General features: G+C 63.9%; 20 protein-coding genes and 1 tRNA gene. 6 read left to right on the top strand and 15 right to left on the bottom strand.

Features of this window, described 5'->3' with window-relative positions:
• Window positions 1–152: 152 nt before the first annotated feature.
• From cysW to aceA, 15 genes are all read right to left on the bottom strand, one after another.
• Window positions 153–1,061 (bottom strand): sulfate ABC transporter permease subunit CysW, encoded by a 909-nt coding sequence (gene cysW / locus GAK38_RS03590; protein WP_325341496.1) that lies wholly within the window; start codon window positions 1,059–1,061, stop codon window positions 153–155.
• A 61-nt stretch (window positions 1,062–1,122) separates the two neighbouring features.
• On the bottom strand, window positions 1,123–2,010 hold the full coding sequence (cysT, locus tag GAK38_RS03585) for a sulfate ABC transporter permease subunit CysT (protein ID WP_325341494.1): 888 nt from the start codon (window positions 2,008–2,010) through the stop codon (window positions 1,123–1,125).
• Between the two features lie 6 nt (window positions 2,011–2,016).
• Window positions 2,017–3,015 carry a sulfate ABC transporter substrate-binding protein gene (locus tag GAK38_RS03580; RefSeq protein WP_325341492.1) on the bottom strand — a complete coding sequence of 333 codons (999 nt, stop codon included), beginning with the start codon at window positions 3,013–3,015 and terminating at the stop codon, window positions 2,017–2,019.
• Window positions 3,012–3,611: an RBBP9/YdeN family alpha/beta hydrolase gene (locus GAK38_RS03575; protein ID WP_325341490.1), complete on the bottom strand. Its 600-nt coding sequence runs from the start codon at window positions 3,609–3,611 to the stop codon at window positions 3,012–3,014. Before GAK38_RS03575 ends, GAK38_RS03580 begins: the two co-directional genes overlap by 4 nt.
• Before the next feature lie 33 nt (window positions 3,612–3,644).
• Entirely contained in the window at window positions 3,645–4,286 is a 642-nt protein-coding gene (locus GAK38_RS03570; RefSeq protein ID WP_325341488.1) for a peroxiredoxin, read from the bottom strand.
• Between the two features lie 179 nt (window positions 4,287–4,465).
• A tRNA-Pro gene (locus tag GAK38_RS03565) sits at window positions 4,466–4,542 on the bottom strand.
• 28 nt (window positions 4,543–4,570) lie between these two features.
• Complete coding sequence (locus tag GAK38_RS03560; RefSeq protein WP_325341486.1) at window positions 4,571–5,002, bottom strand: MerR family transcriptional regulator; 432 nt, start codon at window positions 5,000–5,002, stop codon at window positions 4,571–4,573.
• Window positions 5,003–5,088: 86 nt separating this feature from the next.
• A complete protein-coding gene (locus tag GAK38_RS03555; RefSeq protein ID WP_325341517.1) occupies window positions 5,089–5,415 on the bottom strand; it encodes an integration host factor subunit alpha in 327 nt (108 codons plus the stop codon).
• A 32-nt stretch (window positions 5,416–5,447) separates the two neighbouring features.
• A complete protein-coding gene (pheT, locus tag GAK38_RS03550) occupies window positions 5,448–7,883 on the bottom strand; it encodes a phenylalanine--tRNA ligase subunit beta (RefSeq protein WP_325341484.1) in 2,436 nt (811 codons plus the stop codon).
• 44 nt (window positions 7,884–7,927) lie between these two features.
• Entirely contained in the window at window positions 7,928–8,980 is a 1,053-nt protein-coding gene (gene pheS / locus GAK38_RS03545; protein ID WP_325341482.1) for a phenylalanine--tRNA ligase subunit alpha, read from the bottom strand.
• A gap of 208 nt (window positions 8,981–9,188) precedes the next feature.
• Entirely contained in the window at window positions 9,189–9,548 is a 360-nt protein-coding gene (rplT, locus tag GAK38_RS03540) for a 50S ribosomal protein L20 (protein WP_325341480.1), read from the bottom strand.
• A gap of 25 nt (window positions 9,549–9,573) precedes the next feature.
• Window positions 9,574–9,777, bottom strand: coding sequence for a 50S ribosomal protein L35 (gene rpmI / locus GAK38_RS03535; protein WP_325341478.1), 204 nt, complete (start codon window positions 9,775–9,777; stop codon window positions 9,574–9,576).
• Window positions 9,778–9,946: 169 nt separating this feature from the next.
• Window positions 9,947–10,537 (bottom strand): translation initiation factor IF-3, encoded by a 591-nt coding sequence (gene infC, locus GAK38_RS03530; RefSeq protein ID WP_325341515.1) that lies wholly within the window; start codon window positions 10,535–10,537, stop codon window positions 9,947–9,949.
• A 77-nt stretch (window positions 10,538–10,614) separates the two neighbouring features.
• Window positions 10,615–12,522 carry a threonine--tRNA ligase gene (gene thrS, locus GAK38_RS03525; protein WP_325341476.1) on the bottom strand — a complete coding sequence of 636 codons (1,908 nt, stop codon included), beginning with the start codon at window positions 12,520–12,522 and terminating at the stop codon, window positions 10,615–10,617.
• Window positions 12,523–12,851: 329 nt separating this feature from the next.
• Complete coding sequence (gene aceA, locus GAK38_RS03520) at window positions 12,852–14,180, bottom strand: isocitrate lyase (RefSeq protein ID WP_325341474.1); 1,329 nt, start codon at window positions 14,178–14,180, stop codon at window positions 12,852–12,854.
• Window positions 14,181–14,530: 350 nt separating this feature from the next.
• Between aceA and GAK38_RS03515 the strand changes: the two genes are divergently transcribed.
• The 6 genes from GAK38_RS03515 to GAK38_RS03490 all read left to right on the top strand — a co-directional run bounded on the left by GAK38_RS03515 (window position 14,531) and on the right by GAK38_RS03490 (window position 18,309).
• The gene (locus tag GAK38_RS03515; protein ID WP_325341473.1) at window positions 14,531–15,403 is read left to right on the top strand and encodes a DMT family transporter; all 873 of its coding nucleotides are present in this window, start codon (window positions 14,531–14,533) and stop codon (window positions 15,401–15,403) included.
• Window positions 15,404–15,573: 170 nt separating this feature from the next.
• The gene (locus tag GAK38_RS03510; RefSeq protein WP_325341471.1) at window positions 15,574–15,888 is read left to right on the top strand and encodes an SWIB/MDM2 domain-containing protein; all 315 of its coding nucleotides are present in this window, start codon (window positions 15,574–15,576) and stop codon (window positions 15,886–15,888) included.
• 182 nt (window positions 15,889–16,070) lie between these two features.
• Window positions 16,071–16,343 carry a (2Fe-2S)-binding protein gene (locus GAK38_RS03505; protein ID WP_325341514.1) on the top strand — a complete coding sequence of 91 codons (273 nt, stop codon included), beginning with the start codon at window positions 16,071–16,073 and terminating at the stop codon, window positions 16,341–16,343.
• 101 nt (window positions 16,344–16,444) lie between these two features.
• Complete coding sequence (locus GAK38_RS03500; RefSeq protein ID WP_325341512.1) at window positions 16,445–17,149, top strand: energy transducer TonB; 705 nt, start codon at window positions 16,445–16,447, stop codon at window positions 17,147–17,149.
• Window positions 17,150–17,176: 27 nt separating this feature from the next.
• Complete coding sequence (locus tag GAK38_RS03495; protein ID WP_325341469.1) at window positions 17,177–17,893, top strand: MotA/TolQ/ExbB proton channel family protein; 717 nt, start codon at window positions 17,177–17,179, stop codon at window positions 17,891–17,893.
• A 5-nt stretch (window positions 17,894–17,898) separates the two neighbouring features.
• Window positions 17,899–18,309 (top strand): ExbD/TolR family protein, encoded by a 411-nt coding sequence (locus GAK38_RS03490; protein ID WP_325341468.1) that lies wholly within the window; start codon window positions 17,899–17,901, stop codon window positions 18,307–18,309.
• The last annotated feature ends 32 nt before the right edge of the window (window positions 18,310–18,341 follow it).

The raw sequence follows: 18,341 nt of genomic DNA, 5'->3' as shown, positions 1-18,341 counted from the left end.
TCGCAACAGTGCCTGCTGCCTGAACTCCAGGCTGAACTCCTGCCCCTTTCTGCCTGCCTTGCTCTTGGTCATCGTCCACCTCCTATTGCGATAGTTAATCGCTTATAGGGGTGTCCGTGAAACGGGGGCAAGATCATTCAGGTTCGTGCCGGTCAGGCGGCGGACGGCTGCAGGTTCGGATTCTCGGGCGGCAGGTCGGCGATCGCCTTGAGGTCGCGTTCGGTCTTCCACTCGGCGACCGACTTGATGACCAGCGTCACCAGCGCCAGGATGGCCAGCAGCGAGGCCACCGAAAACGCGGCGACCGACTGGTATTCGTTGTAGAGGATCTCGACCTGCAGCGGGATGGTGTTGGTCTGGCCGCGGATGTGGCCCGAGACGACCGACACCGCGCCGAATTCGCCCATGGCCCGCGCATTGCACAGGATCACGCCATAGAGCAGGCCCCACTTGATGTTGGGCAGCGTCACGTGCCGGAAGGTCTGCCAGCCGGTGGCACCGAGCACGATCGCGGCCTGCTCCTCGTCGCTGCCCTGCGCCTGCATCAGCGGGATCAGCTCGCGCGCGATGAATGGGAAGGTCACGAACACCGTGGCCAGCACGATACCGGGAATGGCGAAGACGATGCGCACGTCATGGTCGATCAGCCAGGGGCCGATCCAGCCATGCGCGCCGAACAGCAGCACGTACATCAGGCCGGCCACCACCGGCGACACCGAGAACGGCAGGTCCACCAGCGTCGTCAGGAAGGCCTTGCCGCGGAACTCGTACTTGGCGATGGCCCACGCCGCCGCCACGCCGAACACCAGGTTGAGCGGCACGCTGATCGCGGCCGTGATCAGCGTGAGCCGGATGGCGCTCCAGGTGTCGGGCTCGGCGAGCGCAGCCTGGAAGGCGCCGAACCCCTTGCGCAGCGCCTCGGTGAACACGGCCGCCAGCGGCAGCACGAGGAACAGCAGCAGGAAGGCCAGCGCCAGCGCGATCAGCACCCAACGGACCCAGGCCGCCTCGGTGGTGCCCGCCTTGGCGCGGCGGATGGTACGGGTGTCTGCGCCGCTCATTTGAAACCCTTCATGCTTTGCATTGCGATGCGAGCCCACTGCGCAACGGCCGGGCGGGGGCTCATGCGTTGGCTCCGGAGGTGCGCTTGCGCTGCCAGGCCTGCAGGCCGTTGATGACCAGCAGCAGCACGAACGAGATGACGAGCATGACCACGGCCACGGCGGTGGCGCCGGCGTAGTCGTACTGCTCGAGCTTGCCGATGATGATCAGCGGCGTGATCTCCGAGATCATCGGCATGTTGCCGGCGATGAAGATCACCGAGCCGTATTCACCGATGGCGCGGGCGAAGGCCAGCGCGAAGCCGGTCAGCAGTGCCGGCGTGATCGCGGGCAGGATCACCTTGAAGAAAATCTGCAGCCGGGTCGCGCCCAGGCTGGTCGCGGCCTCTTCGAGTTCCTTCTCGGAATCCTCCAGCACCGGCTGCACCGTGCGCACGACGAACGGCAGGCCGATGAAGATCAGCGCGATCACCACGCCCGCTGGCGTGAAGGCGAGCTTGATGCCCAGCGGCTCCAGGTACTGGCCGACCCAGCCGTTGCCCGCGAGCAGCGCGGTCAGCGAGATGCCGGCCACGGCAGTGGGCAGCGCGAACGGCAGGTCCACCAATGCATCGATGATCTTCTTGCCGGGGAAACGGTAACGCACCAATACCCAGGCGATCAGCAGTCCGAACACCGCGTTGACCACGGCCGCCAGGAAGGACGCGCCGAAGGTGAGGCGGTAGGACGCGAGGACGCGGGCTCCGGTCACCGCCGCCCAGAACTGCTCCCAGGTAAGCGAGAACGTCTTGACGAACAGCGCCACAAAGGGCAGCAGCACGATCAGGCTAAGGTAGAAGATCGTGTAGCCGAGCGTGAGATTGAAGCCGGGCAGCACGCGCCGCGGCTTGCGCCGAGGCGAAGGCAGCCCGGCCGCCGCGCCCGGCGCGGCGGAAACAGCGGAGCTCATGGTAGGTTACTTCCCTGACGTGTAGATCTTGTCGAACTGGCCGCCGTCGTTGAAGTGCACCTTCTGCGCTTCGGCCAGGCTGCCGAACAGTTCCTGCACCGAGAACAGCGGGATCGGCTTGAACTGGGCGGCATGCTTCTTCAGGACGGCCTGCGAGCGCGGACGCAGCGCGTGCCTGGCGGCGATCTCCTGGCCTTCCTCGGAATACAGGTAGTCAAGGTAGGCCTTGGCCAGTTCGCCCGTGCCCTTCTTGGCCACGGTGCGCTCCACCACGGCGACCGGATTCTCGGCCTGGATGCTGATCGACGGGTAGACCGCATCGACCTTGCCGGCGCCGAACTCGCGGTCGATCGAGATCACTTCGGACTCGAAGGTGATCAGCACGTCGCCGATGTTGCGCTGTAGGAAGATGGTGGTCGCATCGCGGCCGCCCTTGCCGAGCACCGGCACGTTCTTGAACAGCTTGCCGACGAACTCGGCCGCCTGCGCATCCGTGCCGCCCTTCTTCTTGACGTAGCCCCAGGCAGCCAGATAGGCATAGCGGCCGTTGCCGCCGGTCTTGGGGTTGACGACCACGACCTGCACGCCCGGCTTGATCAGGTCGTCCCAGTCCTTGATGTTCTTCGGGTTGCCGTTGCGCACCAGGAAAATCGAGGTGGACAGCGTGGGAGACGCGTTGTCGGGGAAGCGCTTGCTCCAGTCCTTGGCAACCACGCCGGCGTTGGCGAGGAAGTCGATGTCCGTCGTCGTGTTGAAGGTCACCACGTCGGCGTCGAGGCCGTCGGCCACGGCACGCGCCTGCGCGCTGGAGCCGCCATGCGACTGGTCGACCTTGACATCCTTGCCGGTGGTCTTCTTGTAATGGGCGATGAAAGCCGCGTTGTAGTCCTTGTAGAACTCGCGGGCCACGTCGTACGAGGCGTTGAGCAGCGAAGACTGCGCGGAGGCCGCGCCAGCGGCAACGAGGGAAACCAGGGCTACGAGTGTCTTGAACTTGTTTTTCATGATGGATCGTCCGCCATCTCTGCGGCGGCAGGTTGGGATGCGCTGGCCAAAGGCGACGTGAGCGGATCGCCGATCAGCGATTGCAGCAGCGCCAGGCCGAGCGGCCATTCGCCGTGGCCGGATTCGATGTTGATGTGTCCCGCCTCCTGCAGGCGCACGAACTCGCTGCCCCAGGCCCGCGCATAGGCACCGGCCAGCCTGATCGGGCAGAACGGGTCGTTGCTGCTGGCCACCAGCACGCTGCGGTACGGCAGCCGGGCATAGGGCACGGGAGCGAAGTCGTTGAGGACGGCGCGGCGCTCCGGGTCTGCGGGCGCGACCAGCAGTGCACCGCTCACGCGGGCCACGGCTTCGGGCGGTAGGTGTACCGTCGCGATGCAGCCGAGGCTGTGGGCCGCGACCACGACCGGCTGGTCGAACGACAGGATCAGCTTGCCGAGCGCAGCCACCCAGGCCGGGCGCGTCGGCGTGATCCAGTCGTCCTGCTCGACGCGGTGGGCGTTGGGCAGCCGTTGCGCCCACAGGCTCTGCCAGTGCCCCGGCCCGGAATCGCGCCAGCCCGGAACAATGATGATGGGAACAGCCTGCTGCGGCATCTGACGGCGGCGCGCCTTCGGGAAAGGAGGTTTTTACTTGTTCGGCTGCGGCGTCAGGCGCAGGTAGGGCTTGACGGCCTTGTAGCCTTTGGGGAAGCGCTGGGCGATCTCGGCCGGATCCTGCAGGCTCGGCAGAATGACGACGTCGTCGCCGTCCTTCCAGTCGGCCGGCGTAGCGACCTTGTGGTTGTCGGTGAGCTGGAGCGAATCGATCACGCGCACGATTTCGTCGAAGTTGCGGCCGGTGCTCGCCGGATAGGTCAGCGTGGCACGGATCTTCTTGCTGGGGTCGATCCAGTAGACGCTGCGCACCGTGGCCGTGGTCGACGCATTGGGATGGATCAGGTCGTACAGGGCGGCGATCTTCCGGTCCGGGTCGGCCAGGATCGGGAAGTCGACCGTCGTGGACTGCGTCTCGTTGATGTCATCGATCCACTGCTTGTGCTTGTCGGCCGGATCGACGCTGATCGCGATCGGCTTGACGCCGCGCTTGGCAAATTCGGACGACAGTGCCGCAGTGCGGCCAAGTTCAGTGGTGCAGACCGGCGTGAAGTCGGCCGGATGGGAGAACAGAATCACCCAGGAATCTCCGGCCCACTCGTAGAAATGGATCGGCCCCTGGCTGGAATCCTGCGTGAAATCGGGGGCGGTGTCGCCGATTCTCAAAGTGGTCATGGTTACTCCTGTGAACAAGGAAGGATGGAACGATCGATCCGGCATTGTCCGAACCGGCCCTTAAAACACGAACAAATATATTATTCTTTGAATATTTTGGTTTCCGAATAAGCCAACGGTGGACCCAATGCAAAAAGCCGCATCCCTGTGAGGGACGCGGCTTTTTGCGGTCAAAAAAATGGTCGGCGTGGCGGGATTCGAACTCGCGACCCCTTGCACCCCATGCAAGTGCGCTACCAGGCTGCGCTACACGCCGACAGGCTTTAAATTATACAACGTAAAGATCAGACCTCGGACGCAAGCAGCGCCCGGATTTCAGCCAGCTCGCCGCGCAGCCAGGCCAGTGCGTCGCGTTCGACCGGCAGGACGACAGCGGCCGGCGTACTGGCGGCCGGGAACGCCGCCCCATCCGGCGCACCAGCCAAAGCGACAGGCAGCGATAGCTCTGCGCCTTCGGCATCCTCTGTTTCCAACAGCCTGTTGCGGGCGCCGCTGATCGTGAAACCCTGGTCGTACAGCAGATCGCGGATCCGGCGGATCATCAGCACCTCATGGTGCTGGTAGTACCGTCGGTTGCCGCGCCGCTTGACCGGGCGCAGTTGGGTGAACTCCTGCTCCCAGTAGCGCAGCACGTGCGGCTTCACGCCGCAGAGTTCACCGACCTCTCCGATGGTGAAGTACCGCTTGGCGGGGATGGACGGAAGCGGTGTTCCCATGTATCGATACTGCAAGGCAGGCAGGGGCGAAAAGCGTAACGGCTCCCGACGGTTCTGCCAAGCTCTCGGCAGTACCTCGCCGGTTCTCAGGCGTCAGGCGGCTCGCCCTGGATCTGCTCCTTGAGCTTGCTGCTCGCATGGAAGGTGACGACGCGCCGGGCCCGGATCGGGATCAACTCGCCGGTCCGCGGGTTGCGGCCCGGCCGCGGCGCCTTGGTGCGGATCTGAAAATTGCCGAAGCCCGAAATCTTGACGTCGTGCCCCTCGATCAGGCGCCCCGCGATCAGGTCGAAGAAGGCATCGACCATGTCCTTGGACTCGCGCTTGTTCAGGCCGATGTGCTCGAACAGCAGTTCGGCCAGCTGCGCCTTGGTCAGCGCCGGCGTCTCCAGGCTTTCGACCGCCAGTTCCATCAACGGCGACTCATCCACCATCATCGCCTCCGTCACGCGCGCAGCCGCGCACGCGTCTTGCCGACCACGGCCTGCAGCACGCCCTGCACGGCGGCCTCGATCTGCTCGTCGGTCAGCGATCCGTCGTCGGCCGCCAGCGTCAGGCGCAGCGCCAGGCTCTTCTCACCCGGCTGCACAGCGGCCGCGGCAGAGGCAGCTCCGTCCGCCTTCGGCCGATAGACGTCGAACAGCGTGATGTTGCGCAGCAGATTGCCGTGCGCCGCCGCGTGCGCAGCCTGCGCGACCTCGGCAAAGCCCACCTGCTCGCGCACGACCAGCGCCAGGTCGCGCTCGACCGGCTGGAACTTCGACACCGGCACAGCCACTGGTACCGTGCGCTCCAGCACGCCGTCGAGGTCCAGCTCGAACAGCACCGGCGCCAGCGGCAGGTCGTAGGCCTGGCGCCAGCGCGGATGCAGCTCGCCAACGAAGCCGATCGCCTTGCCATGGACCACCACGCGCGCGCTACGGCCCGGGTGCAGCGCCGGATGCTCCGCAGGCTCGGCCGTGACCTCGTCCGGCGCCAGCAGCGCCTCGACGTCGCCCTTGAGGTCGAAGAAATCGACCGGCCGCTCCTTGCTGCCCCATTGCAGGACATCGTTGGAACCATAGGCGATGCCCGCGACACGCGAAGGCTGCTCGAAGCCGGCGACCGTCGTATCGGAATCCACCACGCCCGGGTTGCGCAGGAACACACGGCCGATTTCGAACATGCGCAGGCGCACGGCCCTGCGGTCAAGGTTGAATTTCAGCACCTGCAGCAGTGAGCCGATCAGCGACGAGCGCATGACGCTCAGCTGGCTGGCGATGGGGTTGAGCAGACGGATCGGATCGGCATTGCCAGCCAGTTCGCGCTCCCAGCGCTCTTCCACAAAGCTGAAATAGATCGTTTCCTGGTAGCCCAGGCTGGCCAGCGCGCGCCGCACTGCATGGTTGCTGCGCTGCGACTCGCGGCGCAGCTTGGGCGTGATCGGGGCCAGCGGCGGCGTGGCCGGTAGCGCTTCGTAGCCGATGATGCGCGCGATCTCCTCGATGAGGTCTTCCTCGATCGTCAAATCGAAACGGTACGGCGGCGGCGTCACGGTCACGACATCGCCTTCGCTCGTCGTCGGCAGGCCGAGCCGCACGAGTACCTCGACCACTTGGTCGACGGCCAGCGGCATGCCGATGACCTTGGCCGCGCGCGAGACGCGCACCGTGACCGGCTTGGGCTCGGGCACGCTGGCCTGGACATCGTCCACCGGGCCCGGTTCGCCGCCGCAGATTTCGATGAGCAGGCGGGTGATGTATTCTAGATGCTCCACCGTCAGGCTCGGGTCGACGCCGCGTTCGAAGCGATGTCCGGCATCGGTGGAGAAGTTGTAGCGGCGCGAGCGGCCGGCCACGGCCTTGGGCCACCAGAAGGCGGCCTCGACATAGACGTTGCGCGTGTCGTCTCCCACAGCGGTGGAGTCGCCGCCCATGATGCCGGCCAGCGACTCGACCTGCTGGTCATCGGCAATGACGCCGACTTTCTCGTCCAGCTCGACCGTGTTGCCATTGAGCAGCTTGAGCGATTCGCCCGATCGGGCCCAGCGCACCTGCAGGCCACCATGGATCTTGTCGAGGTCGAAGATATGGGTCGGACGGCCATACTCGAACATCACATAGTTCGAGATGTCCACCAGGGCCGACACGCTGCGCTGCCCGCAACGCGCCAGCCGCTCGACCATCCAGACCGGCGTCTTTGCCCGCGGATTCACGTTGCGCACGACGCGGCCGGAGAAGCGCGCGCACAGGTCGGGCGCCGACAGAGCCACACCCACGCGCTGGTCGTGGACCGGCGACACCGCAGGGAAGGAGGGCTGCTTGAGCGGAGCGCCGGTCAGCGCCGAGACTTCGCGCGCCACGCCGTACACGCTGAGCGCATGCGCTAGGTTGGGCGTGAGCTTGAGGGTGAAGAGCGTGTCGTCCAGGCGCAAATGCTCGCGGATGTCCTGGCCCGGCGGCGCCGCGGCATCGAGTTCGAGCAGGCCGGAATGGTCGCTCGATAGGCCCAGTTTGCTCGCGGAGCACAGCATGCCGACGCTTTCCACGCCGCGCAGCGTGCCCAGCTTGATGGCGAATGGCTTGCCGCCGGCTTCCGCCGGCGGCAGTTCGGCGCCGACCAGGGCGCATGGCACCTTGATGCCCACGCGCGCATTGGGCGCGCCGCAAACGATGTTGAGCAGCGCTTCGCCGCCGACATCGACTTGGCAGACCCGCAGGCGGTCGGCATTCGGATGCTGCACGATCTCCCGGATCTCGCCGACCACGACGCGGCTGAACGGCGGCGCGACCGGCCGCAGTTCTTCCACCTCCAGACCGGCCATGGTGAGCACGTCGGCCAGTTCGTTCGTCGTGAGAGAGGGGTTACAGAACGCGCGCAACCAGGATTCAGGGAATTGCATGACTCAGAGATCTTCGAAAGGAACGACGACCAGCAACCTGCGGGTCACTGGAACTGCGAAAGGAAGCGGATGTCGCCGTCGAAGAACAGCCGCAGGTCGTTCACGCCGTAGCGCAGCATGGTCAGGCGGTCCGGCCCCATGCCGAAGGCGAAGCCGATGTACTTCTCCGGGTCGAGCCCCATGTTGCGCACCACGTTCGGATGCACTTGGCCCGAACCAGCCACTTCGAGCCACCGGCCGGCGAGCGGGCCGCGCTGGAACTGGATGTCGATCTCGGCGCTGGGCTCGGTGAAGGGGAAGAAGCTCGGCCGGAACCGCAGCACCAAGTCATCGCTTTCGAAGAAGGTGCGACAGAACGCGGTGAAGATGAATTTCAGGTCCTTGAAGCTGACGCTCTCGCCGATCCACAGGCCCTCGCACTGGTGGAACATCGGCGAATGGGTCGCATCGCTGTCGACCCGATAGGTACGTCCCGGCGCGATCACGCGGATCTCGGGAATGGGCTGGCCGGCATCGAGCGCGGTGCGGTACTTCTTGACCTGCTGCACCGCGTGCCGGATCTGCATCGGGCTGGTGTGAGTGCGCAGCAGGTTGGGCGTGGCACCGGCAGGCGACTCCACGTAGAAGGTGTCGTGCATCGACCGCGCCGGATGGTCTTGCGGCGTGTTGAGGGCGGTAAAGTTGAACCAGTCGGATTCGATCTCGGGACCGTCGGCCACCTCGAATCCCATGGAGCCAAAGATCAACTCGATGCGCTCCAGCGTCAGCGACACGGGGTGCAGACCGCCCTGGCCGCGGCGCCGGCCCGGCAGGGTCACGTCGAGCGCCTCGGCCTGCAGCTGCTGTTGCAGTTCGGCCTCAGCCAACGTCTGGCGGCGCGCCGTCAGCGCGGCTTCGATCACCTGTTTGGCCGCGTTGATCGCCGCACCGCGCGACTTCTTCTCCTCGACGCTCAGCGCAGCCAGGCCCTTCATCCATTCGGTGATGCGCCCCGATTTGCCGAGGAACTGCGCCTTGGCATTCTCAAGATCGGCCGGCGTGGCCGCCTGGGCAAAACTCTGCTGGGCCTCGGTGACCAGCGCATCCAACTCGTTCATAGCTTCTCTTGTTCCAAAGACAAGGGGCTAGCGCCTTTACAAGCCCTAGCCCCTGTTTGCTCTGCAGCTGTGCCGCCGCGCCCAGTTCCATCCATATCGAACGAGTACTTTGTCGGCGTCGCTTGCCGTACGTTCGTACTGTCTGCGCTTCGCCTTCGCGTTCACGCCCGATCTAAAAATGGAACGAGTGCGGCGGCACTGCGGAAAATCAAGCAGCCAGTTTGGCCTTGACCTGCTCCACGATGCTGCCGAAGGCGGCCTTGTCGTGTACGGCGATATCCGCCAGCACCTTGCGGTCGATTTCTATCGAGGCCTTCTTGAGGCCGTTGGCGAACTGGCTGTACGTCAGGCCCAGTTCACGCGCTGCGGCGTTGATACGTGCGATCCACAGACGGCGGAATACACGCTTCTTGGCACGGCGGTCGCGGTATGCGTATTGGCCGGCCTTCAGCACCGCCTGCTTGGCGATGCGGAAGACATTGCCGCGGCGACCGCGGAAACCCTTGGCGAGTGCCAGGACCTTCTTGTGACGAGCGCGTGCAGTTACACCACGTTTGACGCGAGGCATGGAAGTACTCCTTGTTGTCCGTTGATCAAAGGCCGGCGAACGGCAGCATCTGCGCGATGTGACCCAGGTTGGTCTCGTGCACGCTGACGGCGCCGCGCAGGTGGCGTTTGTTCTGGGTGGTCTTTTTGGTCAGGATGTGGCGCTTGAAAGCTTGGCCACGCTTGACCGTACCACCCGGACGGACGCGAAAACGCTTCTTCGCGCTACTCTTGGTCTTCATCTTGGGCATTTAATGCTCCTTCGTTTGTGCTCGTGAGGCGCCGTGAACCTTCCACGGACTTGTTGGCCCCGAGCCACTTTTCGTGGCGGTGGCAATCCACCGCCGGCACCGACAAGCAAGCCTGCCGATACATCGCCCGGCTGACGCCGGGCAAATCCCTGTCTCTCTGGCTTCCTGGTCAGGCAGCCGTTTCAGCAGCCGTCTTCGCAGCAGGCTTGCGGCGGCCAGGGGCGATCATCATGATCATCTGGCGGCCTTCAAGCTTCGGGAACTGCTCGACGGTGATCGTGTCACCCAGGTCGTCCCGAATGCGCTGCAGCAAGGCGAGACCGAGTTCCTGATGGGTGATTTCCCGACCGCGGAAGCGCAGCGTGATCTTGCACTTGTCTCCGTCCTCAAGGAACCGGCGGATGTTGCGCAGCTTGATGTTGTAATCGCCGTCATCGGTACCGGGGCGGAACTTGACTTCCTTGACCTCGATGACCTTCTGCTTCGACTTGGCCTCGGCAGCCTTCTTCTGTTCCTGGTATTTGAACTTGCCGTAGTCCATCAACCGGCACACAGGCGGATTGGCAGTCGCGGCAATCTCAACCAGATCGACATCCAGTTCACCAGCCATCCGCAAGGCTTCAGCCAAGCTGACGATTCCCAACGGTTCGTTCTCAGGGCCCGAAAGACGAACTTCGGGCGCCATGATTTCACGATTCAGGCGGTGCTTGCGCTCTTCCCGCTGACGGCGGTCACGAAAATCAGTAGCGATGGTGCGAATCCTTGATCAGTAATGCTACAAAAAAGGTAGCGCTTGCCGGAAGCTGCATGCGGCTCGGGGCGCTACCGTAGAACGGATTACGCCTTGGAGGCGATGTCTCCGGCGATCGTTTGGGCGAATGCATCGAGGGACATCACGCCGAGGTCCTTGTTGCCTCGGGCACGCACCGCGACGGCGCCAGCCTCCTTCTCCTTGTCACCCACGACCAGGATATATGGAAGCTTTTGCAACGAGTGCTTGCGTATTTTATACGTAATCTTCTCGTTCGCCAGATCGATCTCGACCCTAAGCCCTTGATTTTGCAGCCTTTTGGCAACATCCCTTGCGTAGTCGGCCTGGGAACCGGTAATGTTGAGCACCGAGACCTGCACCGGGGCGAGCCATGTCGGCAGCGCCCCGGCGTGCTGTTCAATCAGGATGCCGATGAATCGCTCCAGACTGCCGACGATCGCGCGGTGCAGCATGATCGGGCGGTGGCGTGCGCCATCTTCCCCCACGAAGTCGGCATCCAGGCGCTCGGGCAGGTTCGGGTCGACCTGGATCGTACCGCATTGCCACTGGCGCCCGATGGCGTCGCGCAGCGTGTATTCGATCTTCGGACCGTAGAAGGCTCCTTCCCCCGGCAGGTATTCGAAATCGACGCCCGAAGCGCGCAGGCCGTCGGCCAGTGCCTGCTCGGCCCGGTCCCAACTTTCGTCGGAGCCGATGCGCTTTTCGGGTCGCGTCGACAGCTTGTAGAGGATCTTGGTGAAGCCGAAGTCTTGGTAGACCTTTTGCAGCAGCGTGGTGAAAACCGTCACCTCTGCCTGGATCATGTCCTCGGTGCAGAAGATGTGTCCGTCGTCCTGCGTGAAGGCGCGCACGCGCATGATGCCGTGCAGGCCGCCACTCGGCTCGTTGCGGTGGCACTGGCCAAACTCGCCGTAGCGCAACGGCAGGTCGCGGTAGCTCTTGATGCCCTGCTTGAAGATCAGGATGTGGCCCGGGCAGTTCATCGGCTTGAGCGCGTATTCGCGCTTTTCCGACTCTGTCGTGAACATGTTCTCGCGGTACTTGTCCCAGTGGCCGGTCTTCTCCCACAGGCTCTTGTCGAGGATCTGCGGACCCTTGACCTCCAGGTAGCCGTTGTCGCGGTAGATCTGGCGCATGTACTGCTCCACCGTCTGCCACACCGACCAGCCCTTGGGATGCCAGAACACCGTGCCCGGCGAATGCTCGTCGATGTGAAACAGGTCGAGTTCGCGGCCGAGCTTGCGGTGGTCGCGCTTCTCGGCCTCCTCGATGCGCTGGATGTAGGCGTCGAGATCCTTTTTGTCGGCCCAGGCCGTGCCGTAGATGCGCTGGAGCTGCTCGTTCCTGGCATCGCCGCGCCAGTAGGCGCCCGACACCCGCGTCAGCTTGAAAGCCTTGAGAAAGCGCGTGTTGGGCACGTGCGGGCCGCGGCACATGTCCACATACTCCTGGTGATAGTACAAGCCCATTGCCGTCTCATCGGGCATGTCGTCGATGAGGCGCAGCTTGTAATCCTCTCCCCGTTCCTGGAACACGCGGATCACGTCCGCGCGCGGCGTGACCTTCTTGACCACGTCGTAGTCCTGCGCGATCAGCTCGCGCATGCGCTGTTCGATCGCAGCGATGTCTTCGGGCGTGAACGGGCGTTCGTAGGCGATGTCGTAGTAGAAGCCCTCATCGATCACCGGTCCGATGACCATGCGCGCCGTGGGGTACAGCTGCTTGACCGCATGGCCGACCAGGTGGGCGCAGGAGTGGCGAATGATCTCCACCCCCTCCGAATTCTTCGGCGTGACGATCTGCACGCGGGCGTCGTGGTCGACCACGTCGCTGGCATCGACCAGCTTGCCGTCGACCTTGCCGGCCACAGTGACCTTGGCCAGGCCGGCGCCGATGGACTGGGCGATGGCGGCAACGCTCAACGGGGCCGGGTACTCGCGGCGCGAACCGTCAGGAAGAGTGATGTGGATCATGGAATGGAAGGTGCTGCAAGAAGAGAACAGAACAGAGGCGCCAACAAAAAAGCGCGGACAAGTCCGCGCTTCGTGGCAAGAGGATAGCGAGTTGCTATGTGCGCGAACGACGGCTCCTTACAGGCCGGTGGACGTCTCGGACGTAGTTCGCGGTGTCATAACCAGGATGCCTTTCTCGCTCTTGCAGGTGGATGTAGCAACGCATTTTATCAGTTCACGCCTTCGCCGCCCGCACACCTGAGCACCCGACACAAAAGACCATCCCGAAGGATGGCCGTCAACTTCCCATACAAGGCGCCTTTTGAGCGCCCTGAGTCACAAAAAATCCATCAGTGGAACTGCTCCTCCTCGGTCGAGCCTGTCAAGGCCTTCACCGACGACGAGCCGCCCTGGATCACCGTGGTCACGTCGTCGAAGTAGCCCGCGCCCACTTCCTGCTGATGCGACACGAAGGTGTATCCCTTCTCGCGTGCAGCGAATTCCGGCTCCTGCACCTGCTCCACGTAGTGCTTCATGCCTTCGCCGCGAGCATACGCATGGGCGAACTGGAAAGTGTTGTACCAGTTGAGGTGGATGCCGGCCAGGGTGATGAACTGGTACTTGTAGCCCAGTTCCGAGAGTTCCTCCTGGAATTGGGCGATGGTCTTGTCGTCGAGGTTTTTCTTCCAGTTGAACGAAGGCGAGCAGTTGTACGACAGCAGTTTGCCCGGCGACGAAGCATGCACGGCCTGGGCGAATTCGCGGGCGAAGCCCAGGTCGGGCGTGCCGGTTTCGCACCACACCAGGTCGGCATAGGGCGCGTAGGCCACGCCGCGGCTGATGGCCTGCTCCGGGCCATTCTTCACGCGGTAGAAGCCTTCCTGCGTGCGCTCGCCGGTGAGAAAGGGGCGGTCGTTAGCATCGTGGTCCGAGGTCAGCAGGTTGGCCGCTTCGGCGTCGGTGCGGGCCAGCACGATCGTCGGGGTGCCGAGCACGTCGGCGGCGAAGCGCGCGGCCGTCAGCTTCTCGATGGCTTCCTGCGTGGGCACCAGCACCTTGCCACCCATGTGGCCGCACTTCTTCACAGCGGCCAACTGGTCTTCGAAGTGCACGCCAGCGGCACCGGCGGTGATGAGGTTCTTGGTCAGCTCGAAAGCGTTGAGCACGCCGCCGAAGCCGGCTTCGCCGTCTGCCACGATCGGCAGGAAGTAGTCGATGTAACCTTCTTCGCCCGGGTGGATGCCGCGCGACCATTGGATCTCGTCGGCACGCTTGAAGGTGTTGTTGATGCGGCGCACCATGGTCGGCACCGAGTCGTAGGCATAGAGCGACTGGTCGGGATACATGGTCTCGGACGTATTGCCGTCTGCGGCAACCTGCCAGCCCGACAGGTACACGGCTTCGAGCCCGGCCTTGGCCTGCTGGTAGGCCTGGCCCGCGGTGATGGCACCGAAAGCGTTCACATAGCCCTTGCGTGCACCGCCGTTGAGCTTCTTCCACAGGTTCTCTGCACCGCGCTTGGCCAGCGTGTATTCCGCTTGCAGGCTGCCGCGCAGGCGCACGACATCGGCAGCGCTGTAGTTGCGCTTGACGCCCTTCCAGCGGGAATCTTCGACCCATTCGCGTTGCAGGGCTGCGATCTGTTGATCACGGGTCAGGGGCTTGGTCGTATCGGTCATGTGCATTCCATGAGGTTGAAAGTTGCAGCCGGCGGCGCTGAAAAGCAGCGCCTCCATGACCAAAAATTTAAGTCTTATAGAAGACCATATTTAGCTCTTGTGTCTTATAAAAGAGATAAATTATTCTTTTTAAAATCAATCACTTATTCATATAATTTCGCAATGCGAATTAAAATCTTCCATGCCAGAAAATTTCCAAGATCGAGATGTCCTAGTCTTTTCTTCATACGAAAAGCGTTTTGCGCGATACAAAATACACGCCGCGGCGCAGGTGTGCCATCTTCGATAGACATCCAATCTTGAGTTCTTCTCCTTCCCGCGTCGCTGCTTACGGATGCCTCGCACTCAGTATGGCGCTCGTCGGCTGCTACGTGGCCCTGTCCAAGCCACTGGCCAACGCTCTACCCGTCTTTCTGCTTGGCTGGATGCGCTTCGGTATTGCAGCCGTAGCGATGGCCGGCTGGGCGCGCAAGCCGGTCGAGGAGTCGCCCATGCCGCGCCGCATCCGCTGGCTGCTGTTCGTGGAGTCGCTGTTCGGCAACTTCCTGTTTTCCATCTGCATGCTGTATGGCGTGAAACTGGCAGGAGCGGTTGCTGCGGGCGTGGTCATGTCGGCCATCCCTGCGGCCGTGGCCTTGCTGAGTTGGGCCATGCTGCGGGAGCGGGTGACGCTGCGCACTTGGTTGTCCGCGGGCTGCGCTGTGACGGGAATCGGCCTGCTTTCCGTGGTGCAGCAGCCGGCCAGCGCGGAGGCGGCCGCGGCCTCCGGCCAGTTTCACGCATGGCTGGGCAATCTTCTTATCGTTGCCGCCGTGTTGTGCGAGGCCGCCTATGCAGTCATCGGCAAGCAACTCGCCGGGGCGCTGGCTCCGCGGCGGATTTCGGCCCTGATCAATCTATGGGGCTTCGTGCTCATGACGCCGCTGGGGTTGTACACGGCGATCGGCTTCGACTTTTCCGCTGTGCCGCCGTCCATCTGGCCGCTGCTGCTCTTCTATGCGCTGGCGGCCAGCATCTGGACGGTGTGGCTCTGGATGACCGGCCTGCGCAGCGTGCCGGCGTCGCAGAGCGGCATCTTCACGGTGCTGCTGCCGATTTCCGCCACCTTGGTCGGTGTGCTGGTACTCGGCGAATCGCTGTCGCGGCTGCAACTGCTGGCATTTGCCATCGCGCTGGCCAGCATTCCGCTGGCCACTGTGCCGATGCGCCGCCGCGCGCCATAGCCTGCGCCGGGCGTGTGTACGATGTTGCCGATGAGCGTCGAAGAGCGAAGTGCGGCGCCGATTGGGGCCAATTCGCTTGGAAAGCCGTTTTTTCTCCAGTAGCATCCCTCTGCGCCAGTGGATGCCCATCCTCTGCTGGTGAACTCTCCACTTTCAGAAGGAAAACGATCATGGCAACTGCAAAGAAAGCTGCTGCCGGCAAGACTGCCGCAGCAGACAAGGCACCGGCGAAGAAACGCACGCCCCATGCCGCCTTCCTCAAGCCTCTGACGCCCAGTCCCGCGCTGGCCGCTGTTGTCGGCTCTACGCCGCTGCCGCGCACCGAGATCGTCAGCAAGCTGTGGACGTACATCAAGGAGCACGACCTCCAGGACAAGGCCAACCGCCGCCTCGTCAATGCCGACGCCAAGCTCAAGGAGGTCTTCGGCAAGGCCCAGGCCACGATGTTCGAGCTGCCTGGCCTGATCGGCAAGCACGTCAGCTGAGACGGCACCCGATCCCGGGTCTGCGAAAGACCCAGGCGGCAGCCGGCCGGGAGGCCGGCTTTTTTCATGGCGAAAACGGTGCCGGCCTTTTTGACGGGAGGGGAACCGAAATATCTTACAAATACGAAAAATTCGTATTTATAATGCTGCATCCCAGCCGCCTGTCCTGTCCGTCGTTTGTCATGATTGTCTGCCTCTGCCACCGGGTCTCCGACCGTGAGATCGCACGCCATGCACGTGCAGGAATGAGCTTCGACGAGATCCAATTCGAGTTGGGGGTGGCAACCCAGTGCGGCCAGTGTGAAACCTGCGCCCGTGACGTCGTTGCGCAGTGCAGCGCGCTGCGTCCGACGGCGGCCGTGAACTGCGGCACGCCTGTCCAAGCCATCCAGTTGGCCCCTGCCATCGCCGAGAGCCGCGCATGGAATACGCCGCTGCACTCGCTGGCAGCCTGATCCTGGTGCTCGGCTTGGCCCTCTGGGCGCTGCGCAGGTAAGCCTGCGCGCCGCTGTTGCCTTGCGCATTGACGGGTGCGTGTGAACCTGTCGCTTTCGATATTGCCGTGTCCCAACGCTTCGCGTCTCCCCCTGGCATCAGCCGCAATGCCATCATCACCGGTGGCGTGGTGGTTTGCCACGTCGCCATTCTCTGGGCGATGCAGGCCGGCCTGCTGCGCCGCGCCGTCGAGGTGGTCGTTCCGGCCAGCGTGTTGAGCGAGTTCATTGAACCTCCCCAGCCCAAGGTCGCCCCAACGCCTCCGCCCGCGCCGGCACCGCCCACACCGCCCAAGCGCCAGGTGATCAAGGCCCCGCCGCCAGCCCCGCGTCCGCTGGCGATCGCCGATCCGACGCCGGCGCCCAACGCGCCGGTCGGTGCCATCGAGCCGCAGCCGCCCGCACCGCCGATCGCCGCTCCGGTCGCGCCGCCGTCCCCGCCTGCGCCGCCGCCCGCACCTCCGGCCCCGCCTGCCCCCCCCGCGGTGCAGTTGCCGTCGAGCGACGCCGACTACCTGAAGAATCCGCTACCGCCTTACCCGGCGATCAGCAAACGACTGGGCGAGCAGGGCGTCGTTCTGCTGCGCGTGCAGATCAGTACCGAAGGCCTGCCGCTCAAGGTCGAGGTCAAACAGTCCAGCGGCTTCGAGCGGCTCGATCAAGCCGCCGCCAACGCCGTGCAGAAGTGGCGATTCGTTCCGGGCAAGCGCAATGGCGTGGTCGAGACGATGTCATACAACCTGCCGATCCGATTCAACCTCGAATAACCACACCTTTTCCGGAGTTTAGAAACCATGGATTCTCAATTCGGCCTCTCGCACGTCTGGACGCAGGGCGACTTCGTCACCAAGGCTGTCGCGGTACTGCTGCTCGGCATGTCGCTCGCGTCCTGGATCGTGATCATCGTCAAGGCGCTGGACATCGTGAAGTTCAAGAAGTTCGCGCGCCATTCCGACAACTTCTGGCACAGCGAAGACTTCGCCACCGGCCTGGGCAAGCTCGGCAAGGATCCGGCGAATCCCTTCCTGGCGCTGGCCCTGGAAGGCCGCGAGGCGACCGCCCACCACCGCAACACCAAGGCGCATCTGCACGATTCGCTGGACGTGAGCGACTGGATCACCCGCAGCCTGCGCAATACCATCGACGAGTTCACCGCACGCCTTCAATCGGGCCTGGCCGTCCTGGCATCGGTCGGCTCCACTGCGCCGTTCGTCGGCCTGTTCGGTACCGTCTGGGGCATCTACCACGCGCTGCTGTCGATCGGCACGGCCGGCCAGGCCACCATCGACAAGGTCGCCGGACCGATCGGCGAGGCGCTGATCATGACCGCGCTGGGCTTGGCCGTTGCCATCCCTGCGGTGCTGGGCTACAACGCCCTGGTACGCGGCAACAAGTCCATCCTCGGCAAGCTCAACAGCTTCGCCCATGACCTGCACGCCTACTTCGTGACCGGCGCGCGCGTCCACGCCGGCGGCCAACCCACCGTCGTCGCACTCAAGAAAGGCGCCTGAGCATCATGGCCTTCGGTACCCAGGACGAAGCGGACGACGCGATGAACGAGATCAACATGACGCCCCTGGTGGACGTCATGCTGGTGCTCCTCATCGTGTTCATCATCACCGTGCCGGTGATGAAGCATGCGGTCAACGTGGACCTGCCGCGCGCGACCAACAAGGCAGAAGACATCAAGCCTGAGACGGTGCGCCTGAGCGTGACCGCCGACGGCTCGTACTTCTGGAACGAGACCAAGGTCGACGACGCGGAACTCGAAAGCCGCCTGCGCGCCGAGGCCGCCAAGGAGCCGCAGCCCGAACTTCACATCCGCGGCGACAAGGACGTGCGCTATGAGCGCGTGGCCCAGGCCATGGCCGCGGCCCAGCAGGCCGGTGTGAAGAAGATCGGCTTCATCACCGAGCCGAAGCACTGAGCGCTGCGGCGTCCATGCCTCCACGAGAACGC

The organism is Xylophilus sp., assembly GCA_009914555.1.
In the GTDB taxonomy this organism is placed as follows: Bacteria; Pseudomonadota; Gammaproteobacteria; order Burkholderiales; family Burkholderiaceae_C; genus WNDY01.
This window is presented reverse-complemented; position numbering and strand designations above follow the sequence as displayed.

Bases quoted from the DNA above. Each gene is read 5' to 3' on its own strand.
- GAK38_RS03560 (WP_325341486.1), bottom strand. From the start codon at position 5,002: ATGGGAACACCGCTTCCGTCCATCCCCGCCAAGCGGTACTTCACCATC.
- pheT (WP_325341484.1), bottom strand. From the start codon at position 7,883: ATGCAATTCCCTGAATCCTGGTTGCGCGCGTTCTGTAACCCCTCTCTC.
- GAK38_RS03580 (WP_325341492.1), bottom strand. From the start codon at position 3,015: ATGAAAAACAAGTTCAAGACACTCGTAGCCCTGGTTTCCCTCGTTGCC.
- pheS (WP_325341482.1), bottom strand. From the start codon at position 8,980: ATGAACGAGTTGGATGCGCTGGTCACCGAGGCCCAGCAGAGTTTTGCC.
- thrS (WP_325341476.1), bottom strand. From the start codon at position 12,522: ATGATCCACATCACTCTTCCTGACGGTTCGCGCCGCGAGTACCCGGCC.
- GAK38_RS03570 (WP_325341488.1), bottom strand. From the start codon at position 4,286: ATGACCACTTTGAGAATCGGCGACACCGCCCCCGATTTCACGCAGGAT.
- aceA (WP_325341474.1), bottom strand. From the start codon at position 14,180: ATGACCGATACGACCAAGCCCCTGACCCGTGATCAACAGATCGCAGCC.
- GAK38_RS03505 (WP_325341514.1), top strand. From the start codon at position 16,071: ATGATTGTCTGCCTCTGCCACCGGGTCTCCGACCGTGAGATCGCACGC.
- GAK38_RS03575 (WP_325341490.1), bottom strand. From the start codon at position 3,611: ATGCCGCAGCAGGCTGTTCCCATCATCATTGTTCCGGGCTGGCGCGAT.
- GAK38_RS03510 (WP_325341471.1), top strand. From the start codon at position 15,574: ATGGCAACTGCAAAGAAAGCTGCTGCCGGCAAGACTGCCGCAGCAGAC.
- GAK38_RS03495 (WP_325341469.1), top strand. From the start codon at position 17,177: ATGGATTCTCAATTCGGCCTCTCGCACGTCTGGACGCAGGGCGACTTC.
- GAK38_RS03555 (WP_325341517.1), bottom strand. From the start codon at position 5,415: ATGGAACTGGCGGTCGAAAGCCTGGAGACGCCGGCGCTGACCAAGGCG.
- cysT (WP_325341494.1), bottom strand. From the start codon at position 2,010: ATGAGCTCCGCTGTTTCCGCCGCGCCGGGCGCGGCGGCCGGGCTGCCT.
- GAK38_RS03515 (WP_325341473.1), top strand. From the start codon at position 14,531: ATGGCGCTCGTCGGCTGCTACGTGGCCCTGTCCAAGCCACTGGCCAAC.
- rplT (WP_325341480.1), bottom strand. From the start codon at position 9,548: ATGCCTCGCGTCAAACGTGGTGTAACTGCACGCGCTCGTCACAAGAAG.
- rpmI (WP_325341478.1), bottom strand. From the start codon at position 9,777: ATGCCCAAGATGAAGACCAAGAGTAGCGCGAAGAAGCGTTTTCGCGTC.
- GAK38_RS03490 (WP_325341468.1), top strand. From the start codon at position 17,899: ATGGCCTTCGGTACCCAGGACGAAGCGGACGACGCGATGAACGAGATC.
- cysW (WP_325341496.1), bottom strand. From the start codon at position 1,061: ATGAGCGGCGCAGACACCCGTACCATCCGCCGCGCCAAGGCGGGCACC.